This window comes from Neptunomonas japonica JAMM 1380 (assembly GCF_016592555.1).
Taxonomy (GTDB): domain Bacteria; phylum Pseudomonadota; class Gammaproteobacteria; order Pseudomonadales; family Balneatricaceae; genus Neptunomonas; species Neptunomonas japonica_A.
On the sequence record NZ_AP014546.1, the window covers coordinates 1,826,974 to 1,844,805 of the forward strand.

Genomic DNA, 17,832 nt, shown 5'->3' on the forward strand with positions numbered 1-17,832 from the left:
ATGGATAAGCCTTTAGGGTTTTCTGGCGCTATAGCTAATCGGTTTATGCGCTCTCAGCTTACGCCCTTACTTGCATTAGTTGGTTTACTCATGGGGGTCTTTGCTGCATTAGTGACGCCACGTGAAGAAGAGCCGCAAATTAACGTTACCATGGCCAATGTCATGGTTCCCTTTCCTGGGGCTTCTGTTACTGATGTAGAAGCGCTTGTTAGTACACCGTTAGAGCAGGTGTTGGGTGAAATTAAAGATATGGAGCATGTGTATTCTGTATCAAGCCCTGGGATGGCGGTTCTCACCGTACAATATAAGGTAGGAGTTGAGCGAACAGAGGCACTAGTGCGGCTATACAATGCTGTTTATTCAAATATGGATTGGCGGCCGGCAAATTTGGGTGTAGGCCCGATTATTGTTAAACCTAAGGGGATTGATGATGTTCCTATTGTTGCGTTAACCCTACATAGCAGTGACATGTCTCGCGGTGCTTATGAACTTAGGCAAGTCGCTCATGCCTTAGAGGCTGAGCTTAAACGTGTACCTGGCACGCGAGATATCGAGACCATTGGCGGCCCAGAGCAGACTGTACGTGTTCTCTTGGATCCCCAGAAAATGGCAGCACGTAATATTTCTATTACTGAGCTTAAAGAAGCACTAATACTGAGTAATATTGCTGTAAAAGCAGGTGCTTTTGTGGGTGATAACAAATATACACCGGTCACTGCAGGCACTTTTTTTTCGACACGTGATGATCTAATTGAACTGGTTGTCGGCATGGTCGATGGTAGGCCTGTCTATTTGCAGGATATTGCTGCGATCAAACAATTTGCAGCTGAAAATAAGCAGTACGTGTGGTTTGCAGAAAAGGGCACTAAGGTAAGTCAACCAGCTGTCACGTTAACCGTTAGCAAAAAACCAGGTGAGAATGCGGTAGATATTGCCAATCATGTTTTGGAAAGAGTAGAGCATCTAAAGGGTCACGTAATACCGCAAGGTGTTGAGGTTACGATAACCCGGAACTACGGAAAAACGGCTAATGATAAAGCCAATAAATTAATTCAAAAGCTTATATTTGCTACTTTGTCAGTGATTGCTCTGGTTTTTTTAGCGCTGGGGCGACGTGAGGCCATTGTTGTCGGGGCCGCTGTTGTACTGACTTTAATGGTGACACTTTTTGCGTCATGGGCGTGGGGCTTTACCTTAAACAGGGTTTCGTTATTTGCACTGATCTTCTCTATAGGGATCCTGGTCGACGATGCCATTGTTGTTGTTGAAAACATTCACCGCCACATGGCGTTAGATAATAAAACGCTGCTTGAAGCGATTCCTATCGCTGTAGATGAGGTTGGCGGGCCGACGATTCTGGCGACATTTACTGTGATTGCAGCATTATTACCAATGGCGTTCGTCAGCGGCTTAATGGGGCCTTATATGAGCCCTATACCTATTAATGCATCAATGGGGATGTTGTTGTCTTTGATTATAGCGTTTACGTTTACTCCTTGGCTTTGTCACAAACTGCTTAAGCATAATGTCAGTCCACAGCAAAACCATACTTCAGTTAATACTAGTGATAAGGCTGATGTGGCTGAATCACGTTTGTATGATGTTTTTAAACGATTAATGATGCCGTTTTTAGGTGCGGGCAAACGATTAAACCGCTATTTACTCGGCTTTTCATTGATCGCTCTAATCGCAGGCGCTATTGGTTTAGGTGTTATGCAGCTAGTTATTCTGAAAATGCTTCCCTTTGATAATAAAAGTGAATTTCAGGTGGTTGTTGATATGCCTGAAGGTACAACACTTGAGCAGACCAACAGGGTGCTGTTTGAGCTGACTAGCTCACTGCTTAATGTTGATGAAGTAGAGAATGTTCAAGCCTATGCTGGTACCGCTTCACCGATTGGATTCAATGGGCTAGTTCGACAATACTATTTACGCCAAGCGGCTAACCAAGGTGACCTTCAAGTTAATCTCGCTGATAAAAAGCAGCGTGATCGTTCGAGTCATGAGATAGCACTTTCTGTGCGTCCGCAATTAATAAGAATTGCTGAGCAGTTTTCTGCCTCGGTTAAAGTGATTGAAGTACCGCCGGGTCCGCCTGTGATGGCACCCCTCGTAGCTGAAGTTTATGGGCCTGACTATAAAGGGCAAGTTGCCAAGGCACGCGAGCTTGAGAGCTTATTTAAGAAAACCAGTGGATTGGTTGATATAGATACGAGCATTGAAGCAAACGCTGATAGAGTTGTATTTGAGATAGACCGTAGTAAAGCTGCACGATTAGGTATTAGCCAAGCGGATGTTGTATCAAGTATTGCCGCAGCGTTGGGTGGCGAGGATGTTACCTATCTTCATACGGGGCATGCGAAATATCCTATACCCGTTCGGCTAGAACTGCCTATTGCAGGTAAGGCTGATGCCAATGCTTTATTGGATATTAAGTTGAGGAGCCGTTCAGGAAAACTAATACCTCTATCGGAAGTCGTGACAGTTTTGAACAGAGTATGGGAAAAAAATATCTATCATAAAGATTTGCTGCCTGTTGTGTATATTACGGGTGATATGGCAGGTCAGCAGGATAGCCCTCTGTATGGCATGTTTGATATGGTGGGGAAGATTAAGAAAATGGAGCAAACATTCATTAGCCAACCTGAGCATCAATACGACTATTCGGTAAAATGGGATGGTGAGTGGCAAATCACTTATGAAACATTCCGTGATATGGGCGCAGCGTATTCTGTCGGTTTGATTCTTATTTATTTGTTAGTCGTGGCGCAGTTTGGCTCATATATGGTTCCGCTCGTAATTATGGCACCCATTCCACTCACCATGATAGGTATTATGCCAGGACATGCATTGTTAAATTCGCAGTTTACGGCAACATCAATGATTGGAATGATTGCATTGGCAGGTATTATTGTACGTAACTCAATACTGCTGGTGGATTTTATTAATCATTTAATAGCGCGAGGAGTGGCGCTAGAAGAAGCGGTTGTTAGTGCCGCTAGCGTTAGAGCTAAGCCCATCATATTAACGGCTGTGGCCGCTATGATGGGCGCATTCTTTATATTGGATGATCCTATCTTTAATGGCTTGGCAGTTAGTTTGATTTTTGGTTTGTTGGTATCTACCTTGTTGACCTTGGTAGTTATTCCGCTGCTATATTACAGCTTGCTGCGCCGCCGATAAGCGAGAAACTACTTCTTTATCAAGCATCTGCTTTACGTTCATCTTGATTACTTTAGTATAGAAGATAATTAAAGTGCAGCATTTATCAAAATGTTGCACTCGTTCTCACACTAAAAAAGAATAATCATAATGAATGCAGACACGATTCGCTCACAACATGATTTGGCATTAGCTGCACATTTAATGCAAGCGCCAGAAGTTATCGCCATTAATAAAAAAATTGCTCAGGCAGAGGCTCAAGGAGTTAATGGAGTAAGGCGGCGGCTGCTTTCCACATCGGTTAGGTTAAGCCCTGCTATGGCACCCAGTCTTACACGTATAGCTAAGGACTGTATTGCTAAACTAGGCGTGGATTTACCGGTTGAACTTTATGCTTATTCAAGTCCTCACTTTAATGCCGCCTGTGTAAAGCCTGAGGAAGGGCGCTTGTTTATTATGTTTTCTTCAAGTCTTTTAGATAGCTTTGACGAAGAAGAGTTGCGCTTTGTGATGGGGCACGAGCTTGGGCATTTCATCTATGGCCATCATGATATCCCTGTCGGTCATTTGCTAAAAGGTGGAGCGCCTATATCACCCGATTTGGCATTAAAGCTTACAAGTTGGTCGCGTTTTGCTGAAATTTCAGCTGATCGCGCCGGTGCTTTTTGTACTCAAAACTTACACGCCGTTGCTCGGTCTTTATTTAAGCTGTCTTCGGGGGTGACAAGCTCAGTGGTGCGTTTTAATTTGGGTGACTTTCTTAAACAGATGGATGATATGAAGTTAGAGGATGGCGCTCCTGGGGTTGGTGCTCCAATGGAAGATTGGTTTATGACGCACCCGTTTAGCCCACTTCGAGTGAAAGCCTTGCAGTTATTCCATCACTCGCAACACATGATTCCCATGGGCGTTAATGTTGAGACGTTAGAGCTAGGCGTTGAAGGTATTATGGCTTTAATGGAACCTAGCTATTTGGAGTCTAAAACGGATGCTTCATTGGCAATGCGGCACTTACTCTTTGCTGGATGTTTATTGGTTGCCAATGCCAATGGAGATATTTCAAAAGAGGAGATAGTAATTTTTGAGCAATTCTTTGGGCAGTATAAATACAAAGAAAATTTCAATCTTGAAAAATTACGTGAAGAGTTGCCTAAACGTGTTGACCAAGTGGTTAAATACAATGCTTTGCCAAAACGTATGCAGGTATTGAGAGATTTATGTGTCATGGCAAAGGCTGAAAACAAAGCGCATCATGCTGAGATTGTTGTATTGCGTGAGATTGCTCATCGACTTGAAGTACCTGCTTTCTTTATTGAACAGTTATTAAATGAGAACCCAGAGTTGGACTAATAACAAATAACAACGCTCTGAATGAGAGCGCTATTTACTTACTTATCAAAGTGCATCGTTATTCTTCTAATGAGGGTGCACTTCTTAAAAGTGGTACTGTTGTATAGTTAATTATTGGGTCTGTTCCTGATCCAATAATCCTCCTAACCTATGTCTGAATCGAACTCATCGTGCGTAGAGTTGGCTATCTTTTGTGTAGCTAGCATTTACGGTGAGCTTACTACTTATGTGTATGCGCAAAACGGTAGATCAGATATGGAAATACGAATGAATGAATTAGGCCAGCCATTAGGCGATGAACTCGACCAATGGCAGTCGTGTGCTTTGCCTGAACGTATGGTTATTAAAGGTAAGTATTGTCGGCTTGAACCGTTGGACCCAGTTTTACATGCAGAGCAACTGTATGAGGCTTTTATTGAAGATATGCAAGAAGCTAATTGGACATATTTGCCATACGGACCTTTTAATAAATTTACTGATTTCAAAGTATGGTTAGATGTTAGCTGTGAAGGTAATGATCCTCTTTTCTTCACTGTTATTGATAACTCATCCTCTTGTGCCATTGGTTTGGCTAGTTATTTACGTATTGCTCCTTTGAATGGTGTTATCGAAGTAGGACATATACATTTTTCACCGAAGCTTCAAAAAACCGTGATGGCAACTGAAGTAATGTATTTAATGATGAAGCATATATTTGATGAGTTGGGTTATAGGCGTTATGAATGGAAATGTGACTCATGTAATCAAGGGTCAAAAAAAGCAGCGCTTCGTTTAGGCTTTAAGTTTGAAGGAATCTTTCGTCAAGCGACTATCTATAAAGGGCGTAACCGCGATACTGCTTGGTTTTCTATTTTGGATAAAGAATGGCCTGCGTTAAAGCTCGCTTTTGAACATTGGTTAGATACTTCGAATTTTGATGAGCAAGGGCATCAAAAGCGCTCTTTACAAGACTGCTAAAAAAGGAAAAATGATATGCAAAGTTCAGTAACCGTTGCGCCGTTAAATGTTGAGGATAGAGAGCAATGGGAGGCGCTATACAAAAACTATGCTCATTTTTATGAAGTACCGATGAACCAAGCTATCTTAAATACAGTGTGGTCGTGGGTTTTTGATGAAAATAACCAATTCTTCGCATTGGTAGCAAAAGATGATCAGGGGCGTGCTTTGGGGTTGATGCATTTTCGAGAAATGCCATCGCCTTTGCGTGGTACATCGGTAGGCTTCCTTGATGATTTATATGTTGATTCTAGTGTACGTGGAGAAGGTGTTGTTGAGCAGCTTTTTAGTGCGCTTACTACTTCAGCCAAAGAGCATAGCTGGCCGCATGTTAGATGGATTACCGCTGAGAATAATTATCGGGCACGTGCGGTTTATGACAAGTTAGCAAGTAAAACACATTGGAAAACGTATCAGCTACTATGTGATTGATGATTTTTTTAGTAACTCTATTTCTTGAAAACTGAATTATTATTTTATCTGATACTCAAAAGGCTAATAACATCGTGGAGCTACAGTATGATGCGTATTCGCCTTGTATCTTTTATTTTTTCCATGTGCCTAATGGTGGGGTGTGTCAGTTTTTTCTCAGCGTTCGCACTAGCAAATAATGGTTTTGATTTAACTAACGCATCTATTCCAGCAGAAAAGATACTACCCGGCGGCCCTGTTAAAGACGGTATCCCTTCAATTGACTCACCCCGGTTTATTCCTGTTGATCAGGTCAGTTGGTTAAAGGGAGATGACCAAGTGCTGAGTCTGAGTATCAATGGGGTGACACGAGCTTACCCCATTGCGATTTTAAATTGGCATGAGATTGTGAATGATAATATCTCTGGCTTGCCTGTGGTGGTTAGTTACTGCCCTCTGTGCGGAACTGGTATGGCGTTTTCTGCGAGGGTTGATGCAAACGTGTTAGAGTTTGGTGTGTCTGGCCTTTTATATAACAGCGATGTACTGCTGTATGACCGACAAACACAATCTTTGTGGTCGCAGTTAATGAGCGAATCCGTAAGTGGGCCGATGCGAGGAAGTAAGTTGGAGATGCTTGCATTGCACCAAATGACGTGGGCAGCTTGGCAAAATCGTTATAAGAGTGGACACGTTTTGAGTCGTGATACTGGTCATGTTCGTGACTATTCGAGAAGCCCATATGCTCAGTATGATGATACCCCTATCATCTATTTCCCAATTGACTTCTTAAGCCGCGCTTATCACCCCAAAGAACGCGTATTAGGAGTGGAAGTAGCTGGGAAATTTAAAGCGTATCCTTTTGCTGAACTGGCAAAACATGGTGGTAATCGTATTGCAGATAAATTTAATGGTGTTGATTTGGAGGTTCAGTTTGATGCGTTTTCACGTACAGGAGAAATTCGTTTGCAAGCGGGAGGTGTGCCTCAGCCTGCTGTGAATGCATTTTGGTTTGCTTGGTATACCTTCCACCCTGATACCGAAGTATTCGTTTTGCCATAAAATTAGCGACACCCCCTTTCGCAGCGTGGTTGATGGAAGGGGGATGTGAAAGTGGTAATTAGCGTTTTGATAGACTCGTTAGTATCATTATTAACATCACAATCACTAGTCCAGCGGATAGAACAATTAAGCCTTCGGCCATAGTGATGCCAAATAGTAGCTCAGGAGTGTAGCCACAGGCTTCCCAAGGCTCAAATGCATAAGGTATCCACTTGTCTAGCGCTAGCCACGAAGGAAAGCCCGAGCTTAGCGTGCAGCTCCCATCAACAAAGCCTCGTTCAATTCCTAGTGTTGTATAAGCTCGCTCTAGCATACCTATAGAAAATGCAAGCGCGACTAGGTTGGATATAATGAGTCCCAAGCGTGTTTTACGTAGTATAAAACCAAGAATAGAGATAATTAATAACGCGAACACCCACGCACGAATATGTACACAAAGTACGCAGGGGCCATAATCCAGTACGTATTGGTAATAAAGAGCGATAGACTCCATGCTAATACAAAGAACAATCATTGCTAGCCAGAATAGGGCTGAACGGTTAATACATCGAAAAACAGAGAGCATGAAAATTAGATCCTTCTAGGAAGCAGAGGTAATAATAAGACGACTTAATATAAAAAAAGTTTAACAGATACGACAGAATAGGTGAAAGTTGAGGCCTATATAGTTAATAACTCAAAGTTTTATATGTGTTAGATGCTGGAATGGCCTATTAGCAGTTGGGTTCGATAATTACATCGGAGTATTTTGATTGTGTATGTAGTCATATTTCGTGCAAAAACACGAGCGTTAGATAGCGAGTATTTTTCCGTTGCAAATAAAATGCGAGAGATTGCAATAGAGCAATTTGGTTGTATAGAATTTACAGCAGTAACAGAAGGTGCCAATGAGATCGCGCTATCCTACTGGCCAAATGAGGAAAGTATTCGCGCTTGGAAATCACATGCCGAGCATAAAGTAGCACAGCAGTTGGGCCGTGAGCGTTGGTATGAGTCATATACTGTGCAAGTCGCACATATTTCACGTGAATATTCGTTTTAAAAAAGGAAAGTTTGGTAATGGAACTTCATATATGGCTGGTTTACTTATTAGCGGTCATCGGTTTGTCTCTTTCGCCAGGGCCGAATGGATTATTGGCGCTAACACATGGTGCTATGTATGGACATAAGAAAGTTTTATATACGATCAGTGGAGGTACATTGGGGTTTATTGTGCTCATCGCGCTTTCAATGTTTGGTATTGGGGCATTACTGCAAGCATCGTCAAATGCACTGGTGGTTTTAAAATGGTGCGGTGGTGCTTATCTTATTTGGCTGGGTATTCAGCTATGGCGCTCGCCAGCACTGCACTTATCTGTCGCTTCTGCATCGGCAGATAAAAGTGGTTGGAAACTGTTTCAGGAAGGTGCTTTGTCGGCTGTTTCTAACCCTAAAGTTTTACTGTTTTTCGGCGCTTTTTTACCACAGTTTATTGATCCTGCTCGTAGCTTAATAGAGCAGTTTATAGTGATGGCGCTAACTTTTTCAGTGATAGAGTTTATGGTTGAATATTTACTGGCACGGATTTCATATCGAGTGAAGCCGTGGTTAGTAAAGTCGGGAAGACGTTTTAATCAATGTTGTGGTGGGATGTTTGTAGCAATAGGTGTTGCGCTGCCATTGTCGCGTTAATTGATGAGCGTATAAACTAAAAAGTGCTCTGTTAGGTAAACAGAGCACTTTAGGTGCGAGTAAGTGCTATCGTTTTGCTAGTACATCTTTGAGCTTTTTATTCATATCTAGTAAGCATTTTTCAGTTGCTGGCCAGTCGATACAAGCATCAGTGACAGATACACCGTATTTCAGATCGTCCAGGTTTTCAGGAATAGATTGGTTGCCCCATTCAAGGTTGGATTCAATCATCAGGCCTACAATTGATTTATTACCTTCAAGAATCTGATTGGCCGCATTTTCAGCAACCAATGGTTGCAATGCAGCATCTTTACTTGAATTAGCATGACTGCAATCAATCATAATATTTTTCTTAAGGCCTGATTTCTCTAGTGCCTGTTCACAAATAGCAACATTAACTGAATCATAGTTAGGCTTACCGTCACCGCCACGAAGAACAATATGACCGTATTGGTTACCTTTAGTACGAATAATTGATACCTGGCCGTCAGGGTTAATACCTAAAAAATTATGAGGATGTTGGACAGAGTTTAGTGCGTTGGTCGCAACAGTTAGACCGCCATCAGTACCATTTTTGAAGCCTACAGCACACGAAAGACCTGAAGACATTTCACGGTGCGTTTGAGACTCAGTTGTACGAGCGCCAATAGCAGACCACGAAATCAAATCTTGCATATACTGTGGAGAGATTGGATCTAGCGCTTCGGTAGCGAGCGGAAGTCCCATTTCTGATAGATCTAGCATTAACTTACGCGCAATATGCAGCCCTTCTTCGATATCGAAAGAGTCATTTAGGTGCGGGTCATTGATTAAGCCTTTCCAGCCAACTGTTGTACGTGGTTTTTCAAAATAAACACGCATGACGATATATATAGAATCTTTGACTTGTTCGGCTAACTCTTTAAGTCGTTTGCCGTATTCAATGGCAGCATCAACATCATGAATAGAGCACGGGCCGATCACAACGAAAAGGCGTTTGTCTGTTCCGTCTAAAATATCGCGGATGACTTTACGGCCATTCATTACAGCCGCGGCTGCCGCTTCACTGATCGGTAATTTGTTTTTAAGATCTTCGGGCGTGATCAGGACCGAATGGGATTCGACATTAAGGTTTTCTACACGGTTATCAGTCATGGTACATTTTTCCTGAAGCAGTTCAGTACAAGCCGATATCTTGGCCATACAGCATAATCATAAGTACGCATCTTTTTACCATAAAGTCATGACTTATATAAGGGTTTTTACAGGCTACTTGTCTCAAAACCTAAAAGGATATGACCAAAGAGTAGTGTTACAATGTTAATTAAATGTTGTCGTATGTTTTTTGGCTTGGAATAATTTAGTTTCTAAATCATCCTCTTAAAGCGAACTCAACAGATCACCTGTAGTCCATAGCTTATTAAACGACAATTCAGGAGTGCCTCAGGGTGCCGAGTGCAATTAAAATAGCAATTAAAACCATCACAATTATTTGTGTTCTGGCGATGAGCGTTTCATTTGCCAATGCCGGTTTTTTCGATAAGAAAAGTTCAGCAGGGCAGTCAGCAGATGGTCCTTTACCCGTTGAAAAAGCATATATCTTTGCGCCTGAAATAGGTGATAACGGACAAGTTTTTTTACGTTGGGATATCCCCGATGAGTATTATTTATATCGTGACCGTATACAGGTTACTTCCTCTAAAACACTAGAAATTGTCAGTCATATTAACGGTGCTACAGATACAAAAAATGACCCTTTGTTTGGTACTGTTGAGGTGTTTCATAATAGTGCAGATGTCACCTTACAAGTTCGCAGCCTAACAGGAGCTCCAGCTGATGGGAGCTTGAAAATCACCTATCAGGGGTGTTGGGAAGGAGGTATCTGTTATCCACCAGTGACAACAGACTTAGTGCTTACTGATATTCCGGCCGATATTTTTAAAATAGTGGCTATACCCGCTGATGCTTCTTCTAAAACAGTGCCTGATAATAGCCGTTCCTTGGAGCAAGCTAGTAACGGTGCTTCTCAAGTCGCACTTAATAGTAGTCAGGCTGGGTTTCTGAGTGAGCAGGATCAATTTGCTAGCCTTATATCGGGCGATAATGTGTTACTCACACTAGGCGCTTTTTTTCTGGCGGGTTTAGCACTATCGCTAACGCCATGTGTTTTTCCCATGATTCCTATTATTTCCAGCATTATTGCAGGGCATGGCCATAGAATAACGACACAAAGAGCGATGTTTTTGTCGATGGTATATGTTCTGGCAGTATCTGCTACTTATACTGTTGCTGGAGTTCTTGCTGGTTTGTTTGGTGAAAATTTACAAGCGGCCTTTCAGAACGCGTGGATCATTGCTTTTTTCAGCCTGATATTTGTCATGCTTTCATTGTCTATGTTTGGGTTTTATGAGCTTCAGTTACCAAATGCTTGGCAAAGCAAATTGAATAAAACTAGCCATCATCAGCAGGGTGGAACGGTAACCGGCGTCGCCGTTATGGGGCTGCTATCAGCGCTGATTGTTGGTCCATGCATGGCCGCTCCTTTAGCGGGTGCGCTTATTTATATAGGCCAGACTGGAGACCCTGTTATGGGTGGTCTTGCCTTGTTTACATTAAGTATGGGGATGGGCGTTCCTATTTTGTTGATAGGTGCCTCGGCAGGGAAGTTATTACCTAAAGCTGGGCGTTGGATGGACTCTATTAAAGCTGGGTTTGGGGTGGCTTTGTTATTGATGGCTGTGTGGATGCTCGATCGTGTAGTACCAGCGTCTGTCACCATGATCTTGACAGCGGTCATCCTTATTATTACTGCCATATACATGCGTGCTATCGATGGCATCCCTCATGATGCTAAGGGCTGGCTAAAGCTATGGAAAGGTGTAGGAGTCATGCTACTACTCTATGGGGCAGCTTTACTGATAGGAGTGTTTTCAGGAAGTAATAGTCTAATTTATCCGCTAAAAGGCTTCGCTTCTAATTATTCAGTTGATTCTCAAGCTAATAAATTAAGTTTTGTGACGGTGACATCAATAAACCAACTAGAACCGCTTTTAAAGCAAGCGAAAAAAAACGGTAAGCCTGTCATGTTGGACTTTTACGCTGATTGGTGTATTTCCTGTATTGAGCTGGAGCATGTCACGTTTGCCGATGCAAAAGTACAGCAAGCACTGGCTAGTTTTGTACGTATTAAGGTTGATGTGACAGCGAATGATGCCGACTCCAAATCACTCAATCAAGCCTATAAGGTCATTGGCCCACCGGCGCTCATTTTTTATAATCAATCGGGTGTGTTACGCTCGGAACTGACATTAATTGGTGTTATAGATCCATCTGACTTCGTTAGTCATTTAACAAGGCTAACAGCAACATAAAAATAAGAATGGCTACGGGCCACAGGGAGGAAATATGAAAGTCAGTGCTTTGATTACTGCTCTAATATTGAGTTCAACGACAGCCTTTGCGGGTGATGCAGATAACGGACTGGAGTTGTATCAAGAAGTAGAGATAGAACGAACTATCAGCGGTGAGCATTATACAGAAGCTAACTGTGAAACCTGTCATAGCGCTGAGATTTATCAGCGTGAAGATCGTAAAGCTACTACCTATGCAAAACTTGAAAGTAGAGTTGAAGGGTGCAATACCAACCTTGATGTTGGCTGGTTTCCAGAAGATGTTAGTGATGTCGCTGCGTATCTGAACCGTGAATATTATAAGTTTGAAAAGTAGCTCAGTGTGCTGGTGGAAAGCCATCAGCATCCTTTAAATCAGCAATTATATGTCAATGATAAGGGTGCTAAACGATGAAGCTTTTATTAACGCTGGCCGTTGTCGTTATCTCTGCAATTATTATCTATTTTTTTGTTTTAAGTTACCTTTCCAAACAAAGCAGCCCACTCGGACTGGTTGATGCCAAGTTGACTGTGTGCATACAAAAACCAAATTGTGTGTGTAGTGAATACCCTGAAGATACGTCACATTTTATAGAGCCAGTTGATTTGAATGTGCAAGGTCTGCGTTCACATTTATCTTCAATGGATGTTATTTTAACAATCAAAGAAGCGATCACCGATGCGGGGGGTAAGCTTCAAGAAAATCAGGCGCTTCATTCGGAGGCATTGTACTTCGCCGCTACCTTTCACTCCTCTTTATTTGGCTTTATTGACGATCTTGAAGTGCGCTTTGATCCAAAAAATAATCTACTACATTTTCGCTCGGCTTCACGGGCTGGTTATAGTGATTTTGGCGTTAATCGAAAAAGAGTCATGCAGCTAAGCGATGCTATTGTGCGCCGTTTACAATGAACACTGGCGATGCTATCAGGCTTTAATAATCAAAGAAAATTGCGTTAAATCAGTGCTTTTTACACGTTAAAAGTACATTATCCTTTGCGTTGATTGAATCATTTAACTGGGAAGCCACAAGCATCCTACTTAAGCATGTAAGCGGATACTATCCGTCTGCTTACGGCGCTTTAGGAAACCATCATGAAGCTAATAAAAAATCTTTTTATAACTTTACTACTTGCAGCAATGAGCCTGTCTTCACAGGCGAATAATGTACTTAAAATAGGTATTGCTGGGCCGTTCTCTGGTCCGGTTTCACCCTATGGACAGATGCAATTACAGGGTGCATATGCCGCAATCGAAATGCTGAATAAAGAAGGTGGTGTAAATGGACATTTGATTGAAGTGATAGAGTACGATGATGCGTGCGAGCCCAAGCAAGCGGTTTCTGTTGCACATCGTGTTATTAAAGATGGGGTTAAGTATGTTGTTGGTCATCTTTGCTCTAGCTCGACCCAGCCAGCGACAGATGTTTATCAGGATGAAGATGTATTAGTCATAACAGGTTCTACTAATCCAGGTATCACCCGACGTGGTTATCAAAATGTATTTCGCACCATCGGCTTAGACTCGGAGCAGGGGAAAACTGCTGCTGATTATATCTCTAAGATAGTTAAGCCCCAGCGTGTTGCTATTATTCACGATAAGCTACAGTACGGAAAAGGTGTTGCGTCAATAGTGCGAGCCCAGTTACTGACTAATGGCATTAATGTAGTGAGTACAGATGGTGTAAACCATGGCGAAAAAGATTTTTTTGCGTTAATAGGTAAGCTAAAACGGCACAATATTGATTTTGTCTATTATGGTGGTTATCACCCGGAGTTAGCACTTATTATGCGCCAAGCAAAGGATGTTGGTTTTAACCCCGTTTATATGGGACCAGAAGGTCTGGGTAATAAAGATATAGCCTATCTTGCTGGTGATGCAGTTGAAGGCTTACTGGTTACTTTGCCGGAACGTTATGACTTGATTAAAAAGAACCTCACGATTGCTGAGTCTCTAAAGAACAAAGGCATTGACCCTAAAGGTCCTTTTATCTGGACAAGCTATGCTGCTGTTCAGGCATTTGCTGATGCTGTGAGTCGTGTTGGGATGAAAAATACTCAGAAAGTGGCTGCCGCCTTACGATCAAAAATAATTGATACTGTCATTGGTCCTGTCAGTTGGGACGATAAAGGTGACCTTAATGGTTTTGATTTTGGTGTTTATCAGTGGCATGCAGATGGAACAGGAACGCTTATTAGTAAATAAATGACTCTTGATAATTGTATAGTTAGTATTTAAAAGCGTTTAATGAACGCCGCTTGTAGCTTACTTGCGGCGTTAAAAATAATATTATTGGTATCTCTTTTTATTTTTCGTAAGTTTTTACTATTTGTCACAAGATTTAAATGTGTTTTATATAGAACTATATATTAATTAATGTATATAATTTCAATCTTTTAATTAAATAATAAGAGTTTATAAATGTTTCTGGAGAATTATTATGGATGAGTATAAAAATATAGGTGGAGATTTTTCAACCAATATACATAAGTTTTATAACTACCCCTTTCAATGCTTATGGGTTCTTTTTTCGGGAAAAGAAATAATAAATAGAAAACGTTTATTTGTTCCTAATAGCTATACTCATTTGGTTATGGCATTTTTGTATTTATTTATCGGTGGTTTAGGCGTCGCAGCCTTTACTGCTAATAATAATGTAGCACTTTTGCTTATTTCATTATTATTTGTTGTGGCAGGTTCACGTTATATGATGACAACAAATATTCATATGATGTCTCACGGTGTTTTTTTTAAAAATAGAAAACTAGATTTTGTGCTGGGAGAGTTTTTGACAACGGTGTTTTTTGTGCAGAGTTGTCAGTTTTATAGGGTTGATCATTTAAGACACCACGGAAAACATTTTGGTTCTTTGCAAGATGGTGATGCTCAGAAAGTGATCGATTTAGGTTTTGATCCAGGAAAGAGTAAAGCTCAGCTGTGGTCTCATCTTTTATTATTGTGTATTAGTCCGCTTTATCATTACCAGTCATTGAAAAGCAGATTTTTAGATAATTTTTTTCACTGTACGAATATGAGAAAAATGATGAGTATTTTATGGGTTCTGATTTTATGCTTAGTGGCTGTGAATGCGGGAGGCTGGTTAGTATTTTGGATCTATATAGTCCCTGTATTGTTGCTTTGTCAGGTAGCAGCATTAATTCAATTAATATGCGAGCATATCTGGATTTCAACGACTCTCTCTTCAAAACAATGCCATATTCAACTGACAAATGGTCGCTATTGTGGAACGCCATTTCCTGAGGCAGGTTCCAGTGTTTGGCTTTATGCTTGCGATTGTTTTTTATGGGTATTGCGAAATTTACTTATTGAGTTACCTATACGTATTGCTGTTTTTCAAGGTACGGTACCGTCACATGACTGGCATCATAGGTTCTGTGGCAGTAAACAATGGGCGGATAGTGCGATGCAACGGGAAATACACATTCATAAACAAATTACAGAGACAGGAAAATCATCATATACAGAGATATGGGGTAGCATTGAAATCATTGATAATGTGTTTTCTCATATAAGCCAATCTGACACCTATGCTGAAAAATTATGTGAGGTTGGTTAACTCATTATACTTATATAATATACGATCAATGATAGATGAGTGGGATTAATCTTATGAGTGATATCTAGGTCGTGTATTGCACTTTATGTAATCACTAGTATTTCTGCCCTTTAGATAAATATGAGTACATTATGAAAATAGTAGCTTTTGCCGCCAGTAGTAGTAAAAAATCTATTAATAAAAAATTGGTCACTTATGCGAGCAGCCTGCTTGAATCAAGCTGTGTTGATATTTTAGATTTGAACGATTATGAACTCCCTTTATTTAGTGAAGATAAAGAAAGTGAATTGGGCAAGCCAGCTTTAGCTCAGGATTTTTTACAAAAAATAGCGGATTGTGATGCATTGGTCATCTCTTTTGCCGAGCACAATGGTTCTTACAGTGCTGCATATAAAAATTTGTTTGATTGGTGCTCTCGTATTAATCCAAAGGTTTTTCAAAATAAATCGATGGTCCTTTTATCTACCTCTCCAGGCGCAAGAGGGGGAGCGGGCGTGTTAGCTCAGGCGGTGAATTCAGCTCCATTTTTTGCAGGTGAAGTAAAAGCGAGTTACTCAGTGCCGAGTTTCTATGAAAACTTTGATATGGAAAATTCATGTATTAATAATGAAGAAATAAAATTTTCGTTGCAGTCAGCGATGGCTAAATTGATCTGATATTGAAAGCTATTTAACGCAAAGGTTACGGGAGGTTATTATGAGAAATTCTGATTTTGTAGTGTCTCACGCTGTTGATGCGACTTTTGAGCGTGGCCTGCGTTCGTTCTTTGAATACCGAGATCTTGGCATTGAGCATGCAACGAAGGGACAGGTGGTTGCCCATGTTATTCGTGCTGCTGCCGGCACTGATTTTTCTAGCCAGCCTCATTACCATGAGACTCACTTTCAATTTGTATACATACTTAAAGGGTGGATTGAGTTTGAATACGAAGGGCAAGGGATAGTGCGCCTTGTTGCTGGCTCTTCTGTGCATCAACCACCAGGTATTCGACACCGAGAAGTTGGGCATAGCGAAGATGTTGAAATGCTGGAGATTGTTATGCCTGCAGGTTTTAAAACTCAAGAAGTTGAATCTGTGTAAAAGAAATAGTGTTTATTAACTCATAGTTATTACTTTTGTTGCTGGGGTTGTAACAATTCAAGCAAACTGTTGTCCGAACCACTATATCGATACCGTTAGGTGTTGCGGTTTTTGTAGGTTTTTTTGCTGAGAGATGTTACATGAAGAATAAATTGATGTTACTTGCTGTTGTTACGGGCCTGCTTTCTTATGGCGCAAATGCGTATGCAGATAAAGCTGTTTTAGCAGGCGGCTGCTTTTGGTGTATGGAGTCAGATTTTGAAAAGTTAGATGGTGTATCTGGTGTTGTTTCTGGCTTTACTGGCGGTGTACTTAAAAACCCAACTTATAACGGTAACCATAAAGGCCATTATGAGGCCGTAGAAATTACCTACGATCCCAAGAAAGTGACTTATAAAGAGTTGCTGGCGCATTACTGGATTAATGTTGACCCATTTGACTCGCGTGGGCAGTTTTGCGATAAAGGGCCTAGCTATTTGAGTGCTGTTTTTGTCGCTAATAGCACTGAAAGAGCACTGGCCGAAGCTTCAAGAAAAGAAGTGGTAGCGCAGTTTCCAGAGCAAACTGTAGTGACTCCCATTTTAGATGCATCCACCTTCTATCCCATTCAAGGGCGAGAGAGCTATCATCAGGATTACTACAAAAATAATCCTCTGCGATATAAAGCGTACCGCTGGAATTGCGGTCGTGATAAGCGTTTGAAAACAATTTGGGGTGATAAAGCCACACATTAATAAGGAGTAAAACCATGGCAATGCAAGGAAGCTGTTTGTGTAAGGCGGTAGTATACGAAGTTGATTCGCTGGATATGCCTATAAGTCATTGCCATTGTGCTACGTGTCAAAAAGCGCATGCCGCAGCATTTGTAGCCACGGCAGGTGTAATGAGAGAGCATTTTAGGTGGCTTAAAGGGGAAGAGGTGATAGCCTCTTTTGAGTCATCTCAAGGGAAACTACGCCATTTTTGTTCTCAGTGTGGATCTCACCTTATGGCTGAGCGCGAAGCAGCACCTCATGTGATTCTTCGTGTTGCCACATTAGATGATGGCCCTGGTGTTAAGCCGCAGTCTCATATTTGGTTATCGCATGATAAATCATGGCTGGAATATAAAGATGTTCCAGCCTATGACGAGTGGCAAACGGATTAGTTGAGAGC

The 17,832-nt window shown here is 41.3% G+C and carries 18 protein-coding genes; 16 read left to right on the forward strand and 2 right to left on the reverse strand.

Annotated elements, in window-relative coordinates:
- From NEJAP_RS08585 to NEJAP_RS08605, 5 genes are all read left to right on the forward strand, one after another.
- Complete coding sequence (locus tag NEJAP_RS08585) at nt 1-3,183, forward strand: efflux RND transporter permease subunit (RefSeq protein ID WP_201350214.1); 3,183 nt, start codon at nt 1-3, stop codon at nt 3,181-3,183.
- A gap of 129 nt (nt 3,184-3,312) precedes the next feature.
- A complete protein-coding gene (locus NEJAP_RS08590) occupies nt 3,313-4,512 on the forward strand; it encodes a M48 family metallopeptidase (protein ID WP_201350215.1) in 1,200 nt (399 codons plus the stop codon).
- A gap of 267 nt (nt 4,513-4,779) precedes the next feature.
- A complete protein-coding gene (locus tag NEJAP_RS08595) occupies nt 4,780-5,469 on the forward strand; it encodes a GNAT family N-acetyltransferase (protein WP_236591115.1) in 690 nt (229 codons plus the stop codon).
- Nucleotides 5,470-5,484: 15 nt separating this feature from the next.
- Entirely contained in the window at nt 5,485-5,940 is a 456-nt protein-coding gene (locus NEJAP_RS08600) for a GNAT family N-acetyltransferase (RefSeq protein WP_201350217.1), read from the forward strand.
- Nucleotides 5,941-6,027: 87 nt separating this feature from the next.
- Nucleotides 6,028-6,981, forward strand: coding sequence for a DUF3179 domain-containing protein (locus NEJAP_RS08605; protein ID WP_236591116.1), 954 nt, complete (start codon nt 6,028-6,030; stop codon nt 6,979-6,981).
- A gap of 58 nt (nt 6,982-7,039) precedes the next feature.
- Here NEJAP_RS08605 and NEJAP_RS08610 read toward each other — a convergent pair whose 3' ends face one another.
- A complete protein-coding gene (locus NEJAP_RS08610; protein ID WP_201350218.1) occupies nt 7,040-7,546 on the reverse strand; it encodes a disulfide bond formation protein B in 507 nt (168 codons plus the stop codon).
- 189 nt (nt 7,547-7,735) lie between these two features.
- On the opposite strand from NEJAP_RS08610, the gene NEJAP_RS08615 reads away from it, so the two are divergent.
- On the forward strand, nt 7,736-8,023 hold the full coding sequence (locus NEJAP_RS08615; RefSeq protein WP_201350219.1) for an antibiotic biosynthesis monooxygenase family protein: 288 nt from the start codon (nt 7,736-7,738) through the stop codon (nt 8,021-8,023).
- A gap of 17 nt (nt 8,024-8,040) precedes the next feature.
- Nucleotides 8,041-8,652, forward strand: coding sequence for a LysE family translocator (locus NEJAP_RS08620; RefSeq protein ID WP_201350220.1), 612 nt, complete (start codon nt 8,041-8,043; stop codon nt 8,650-8,652).
- Between the two features lie 66 nt (nt 8,653-8,718).
- Here the strand turns inward: NEJAP_RS08620 and NEJAP_RS08625 are convergent, their stop codons facing one another.
- Nucleotides 8,719-9,786 (reverse strand): 3-deoxy-7-phosphoheptulonate synthase, encoded by a 1,068-nt coding sequence (locus tag NEJAP_RS08625; protein WP_201350221.1) that lies wholly within the window; start codon nt 9,784-9,786, stop codon nt 8,719-8,721.
- A gap of 293 nt (nt 9,787-10,079) precedes the next feature.
- Between NEJAP_RS08625 and dsbD the strand changes: the two genes are divergently transcribed.
- The 9 genes from dsbD to NEJAP_RS08670 all read left to right on the forward strand — a co-directional run bounded on the left by dsbD (nt 10,080) and on the right by NEJAP_RS08670 (nt 17,824).
- Nucleotides 10,080-12,002 carry a protein-disulfide reductase DsbD gene (gene dsbD, locus NEJAP_RS08630; RefSeq protein ID WP_236591117.1) on the forward strand — a complete coding sequence of 641 codons (1,923 nt, stop codon included), beginning with the start codon at nt 10,080-10,082 and terminating at the stop codon, nt 12,000-12,002.
- Nucleotides 12,003-12,036: 34 nt separating this feature from the next.
- Nucleotides 12,037-12,357, forward strand: coding sequence for a hypothetical protein (locus NEJAP_RS08635; protein WP_201350222.1), 321 nt, complete (start codon nt 12,037-12,039; stop codon nt 12,355-12,357).
- A gap of 74 nt (nt 12,358-12,431) precedes the next feature.
- The gene (locus NEJAP_RS08640; RefSeq protein WP_201350223.1) at nt 12,432-12,932 is read left to right on the forward strand and encodes a DUF1499 domain-containing protein; all 501 of its coding nucleotides are present in this window, start codon (nt 12,432-12,434) and stop codon (nt 12,930-12,932) included.
- A 183-nt stretch (nt 12,933-13,115) separates the two neighbouring features.
- Nucleotides 13,116-14,225 carry a high-affinity branched-chain amino acid ABC transporter substrate-binding protein gene (locus tag NEJAP_RS08645; protein ID WP_201350224.1) on the forward strand — a complete coding sequence of 370 codons (1,110 nt, stop codon included), beginning with the start codon at nt 13,116-13,118 and terminating at the stop codon, nt 14,223-14,225.
- A gap of 235 nt (nt 14,226-14,460) precedes the next feature.
- Nucleotides 14,461-15,597: a fatty acid desaturase gene (locus tag NEJAP_RS08650; protein ID WP_201350225.1), complete on the forward strand. Its 1,137-nt coding sequence runs from the start codon at nt 14,461-14,463 to the stop codon at nt 15,595-15,597.
- Nucleotides 15,598-15,728: 131 nt separating this feature from the next.
- Entirely contained in the window at nt 15,729-16,253 is a 525-nt protein-coding gene (locus NEJAP_RS08655) for an NADPH-dependent FMN reductase (protein WP_201350226.1), read from the forward strand.
- Nucleotides 16,254-16,293: 40 nt separating this feature from the next.
- Entirely contained in the window at nt 16,294-16,677 is a 384-nt protein-coding gene (locus tag NEJAP_RS08660; protein ID WP_201350227.1) for a cupin domain-containing protein, read from the forward strand.
- A gap of 140 nt (nt 16,678-16,817) precedes the next feature.
- Entirely contained in the window at nt 16,818-17,411 is a 594-nt protein-coding gene (gene msrA, locus NEJAP_RS08665) for a peptide-methionine (S)-S-oxide reductase MsrA (RefSeq protein WP_236591118.1), read from the forward strand.
- 14 nt (nt 17,412-17,425) lie between these two features.
- Nucleotides 17,426-17,824 carry a GFA family protein gene (locus NEJAP_RS08670; protein WP_236591119.1) on the forward strand — a complete coding sequence of 133 codons (399 nt, stop codon included), beginning with the start codon at nt 17,426-17,428 and terminating at the stop codon, nt 17,822-17,824.
- Nucleotides 17,825-17,832: the final 8 nt, after the last annotated feature.

Excerpts from the sequence above, each read along its gene's own strand:
- NEJAP_RS08585 (WP_201350214.1), top strand. The coding sequence starts at position 1 with ATGGATAAGCCTTTAGGGTTTTCTGGCGCTATAGCTAATCGGTTTATG.
- NEJAP_RS08590 (WP_201350215.1), top strand. The coding sequence starts at position 3,313 with ATGAATGCAGACACGATTCGCTCACAACATGATTTGGCATTAGCTGCA.
- NEJAP_RS08595 (WP_236591115.1), top strand. The coding sequence starts at position 4,780 with ATGAATGAATTAGGCCAGCCATTAGGCGATGAACTCGACCAATGGCAG.
- NEJAP_RS08600 (WP_201350217.1), top strand. The coding sequence starts at position 5,485 with ATGCAAAGTTCAGTAACCGTTGCGCCGTTAAATGTTGAGGATAGAGAG.
- NEJAP_RS08605 (WP_236591116.1), top strand. The coding sequence starts at position 6,028 with ATGATGCGTATTCGCCTTGTATCTTTTATTTTTTCCATGTGCCTAATG.
- NEJAP_RS08610 (WP_201350218.1), bottom strand. The coding sequence starts at position 7,546 with ATGCTCTCTGTTTTTCGATGTATTAACCGTTCAGCCCTATTCTGGCTA.
- NEJAP_RS08620 (WP_201350220.1), top strand. The coding sequence starts at position 8,041 with ATGGAACTTCATATATGGCTGGTTTACTTATTAGCGGTCATCGGTTTG.
- NEJAP_RS08625 (WP_201350221.1), bottom strand. The coding sequence starts at position 9,786 with ATGACTGATAACCGTGTAGAAAACCTTAATGTCGAATCCCATTCGGTC.
- NEJAP_RS08635 (WP_201350222.1), top strand. The coding sequence starts at position 12,037 with ATGAAAGTCAGTGCTTTGATTACTGCTCTAATATTGAGTTCAACGACA.
- NEJAP_RS08640 (WP_201350223.1), top strand. The coding sequence starts at position 12,432 with ATGAAGCTTTTATTAACGCTGGCCGTTGTCGTTATCTCTGCAATTATT.
- NEJAP_RS08645 (WP_201350224.1), top strand. The coding sequence starts at position 13,116 with ATGAAGCTAATAAAAAATCTTTTTATAACTTTACTACTTGCAGCAATG.
- NEJAP_RS08650 (WP_201350225.1), top strand. The coding sequence starts at position 14,461 with ATGGATGAGTATAAAAATATAGGTGGAGATTTTTCAACCAATATACAT.
- NEJAP_RS08655 (WP_201350226.1), top strand. The coding sequence starts at position 15,729 with ATGAAAATAGTAGCTTTTGCCGCCAGTAGTAGTAAAAAATCTATTAAT.
- NEJAP_RS08660 (WP_201350227.1), top strand. The coding sequence starts at position 16,294 with ATGAGAAATTCTGATTTTGTAGTGTCTCACGCTGTTGATGCGACTTTT.
- msrA (WP_236591118.1), top strand. The coding sequence starts at position 16,818 with ATGAAGAATAAATTGATGTTACTTGCTGTTGTTACGGGCCTGCTTTCT.
- NEJAP_RS08670 (WP_236591119.1), top strand. The coding sequence starts at position 17,426 with ATGGCAATGCAAGGAAGCTGTTTGTGTAAGGCGGTAGTATACGAAGTT.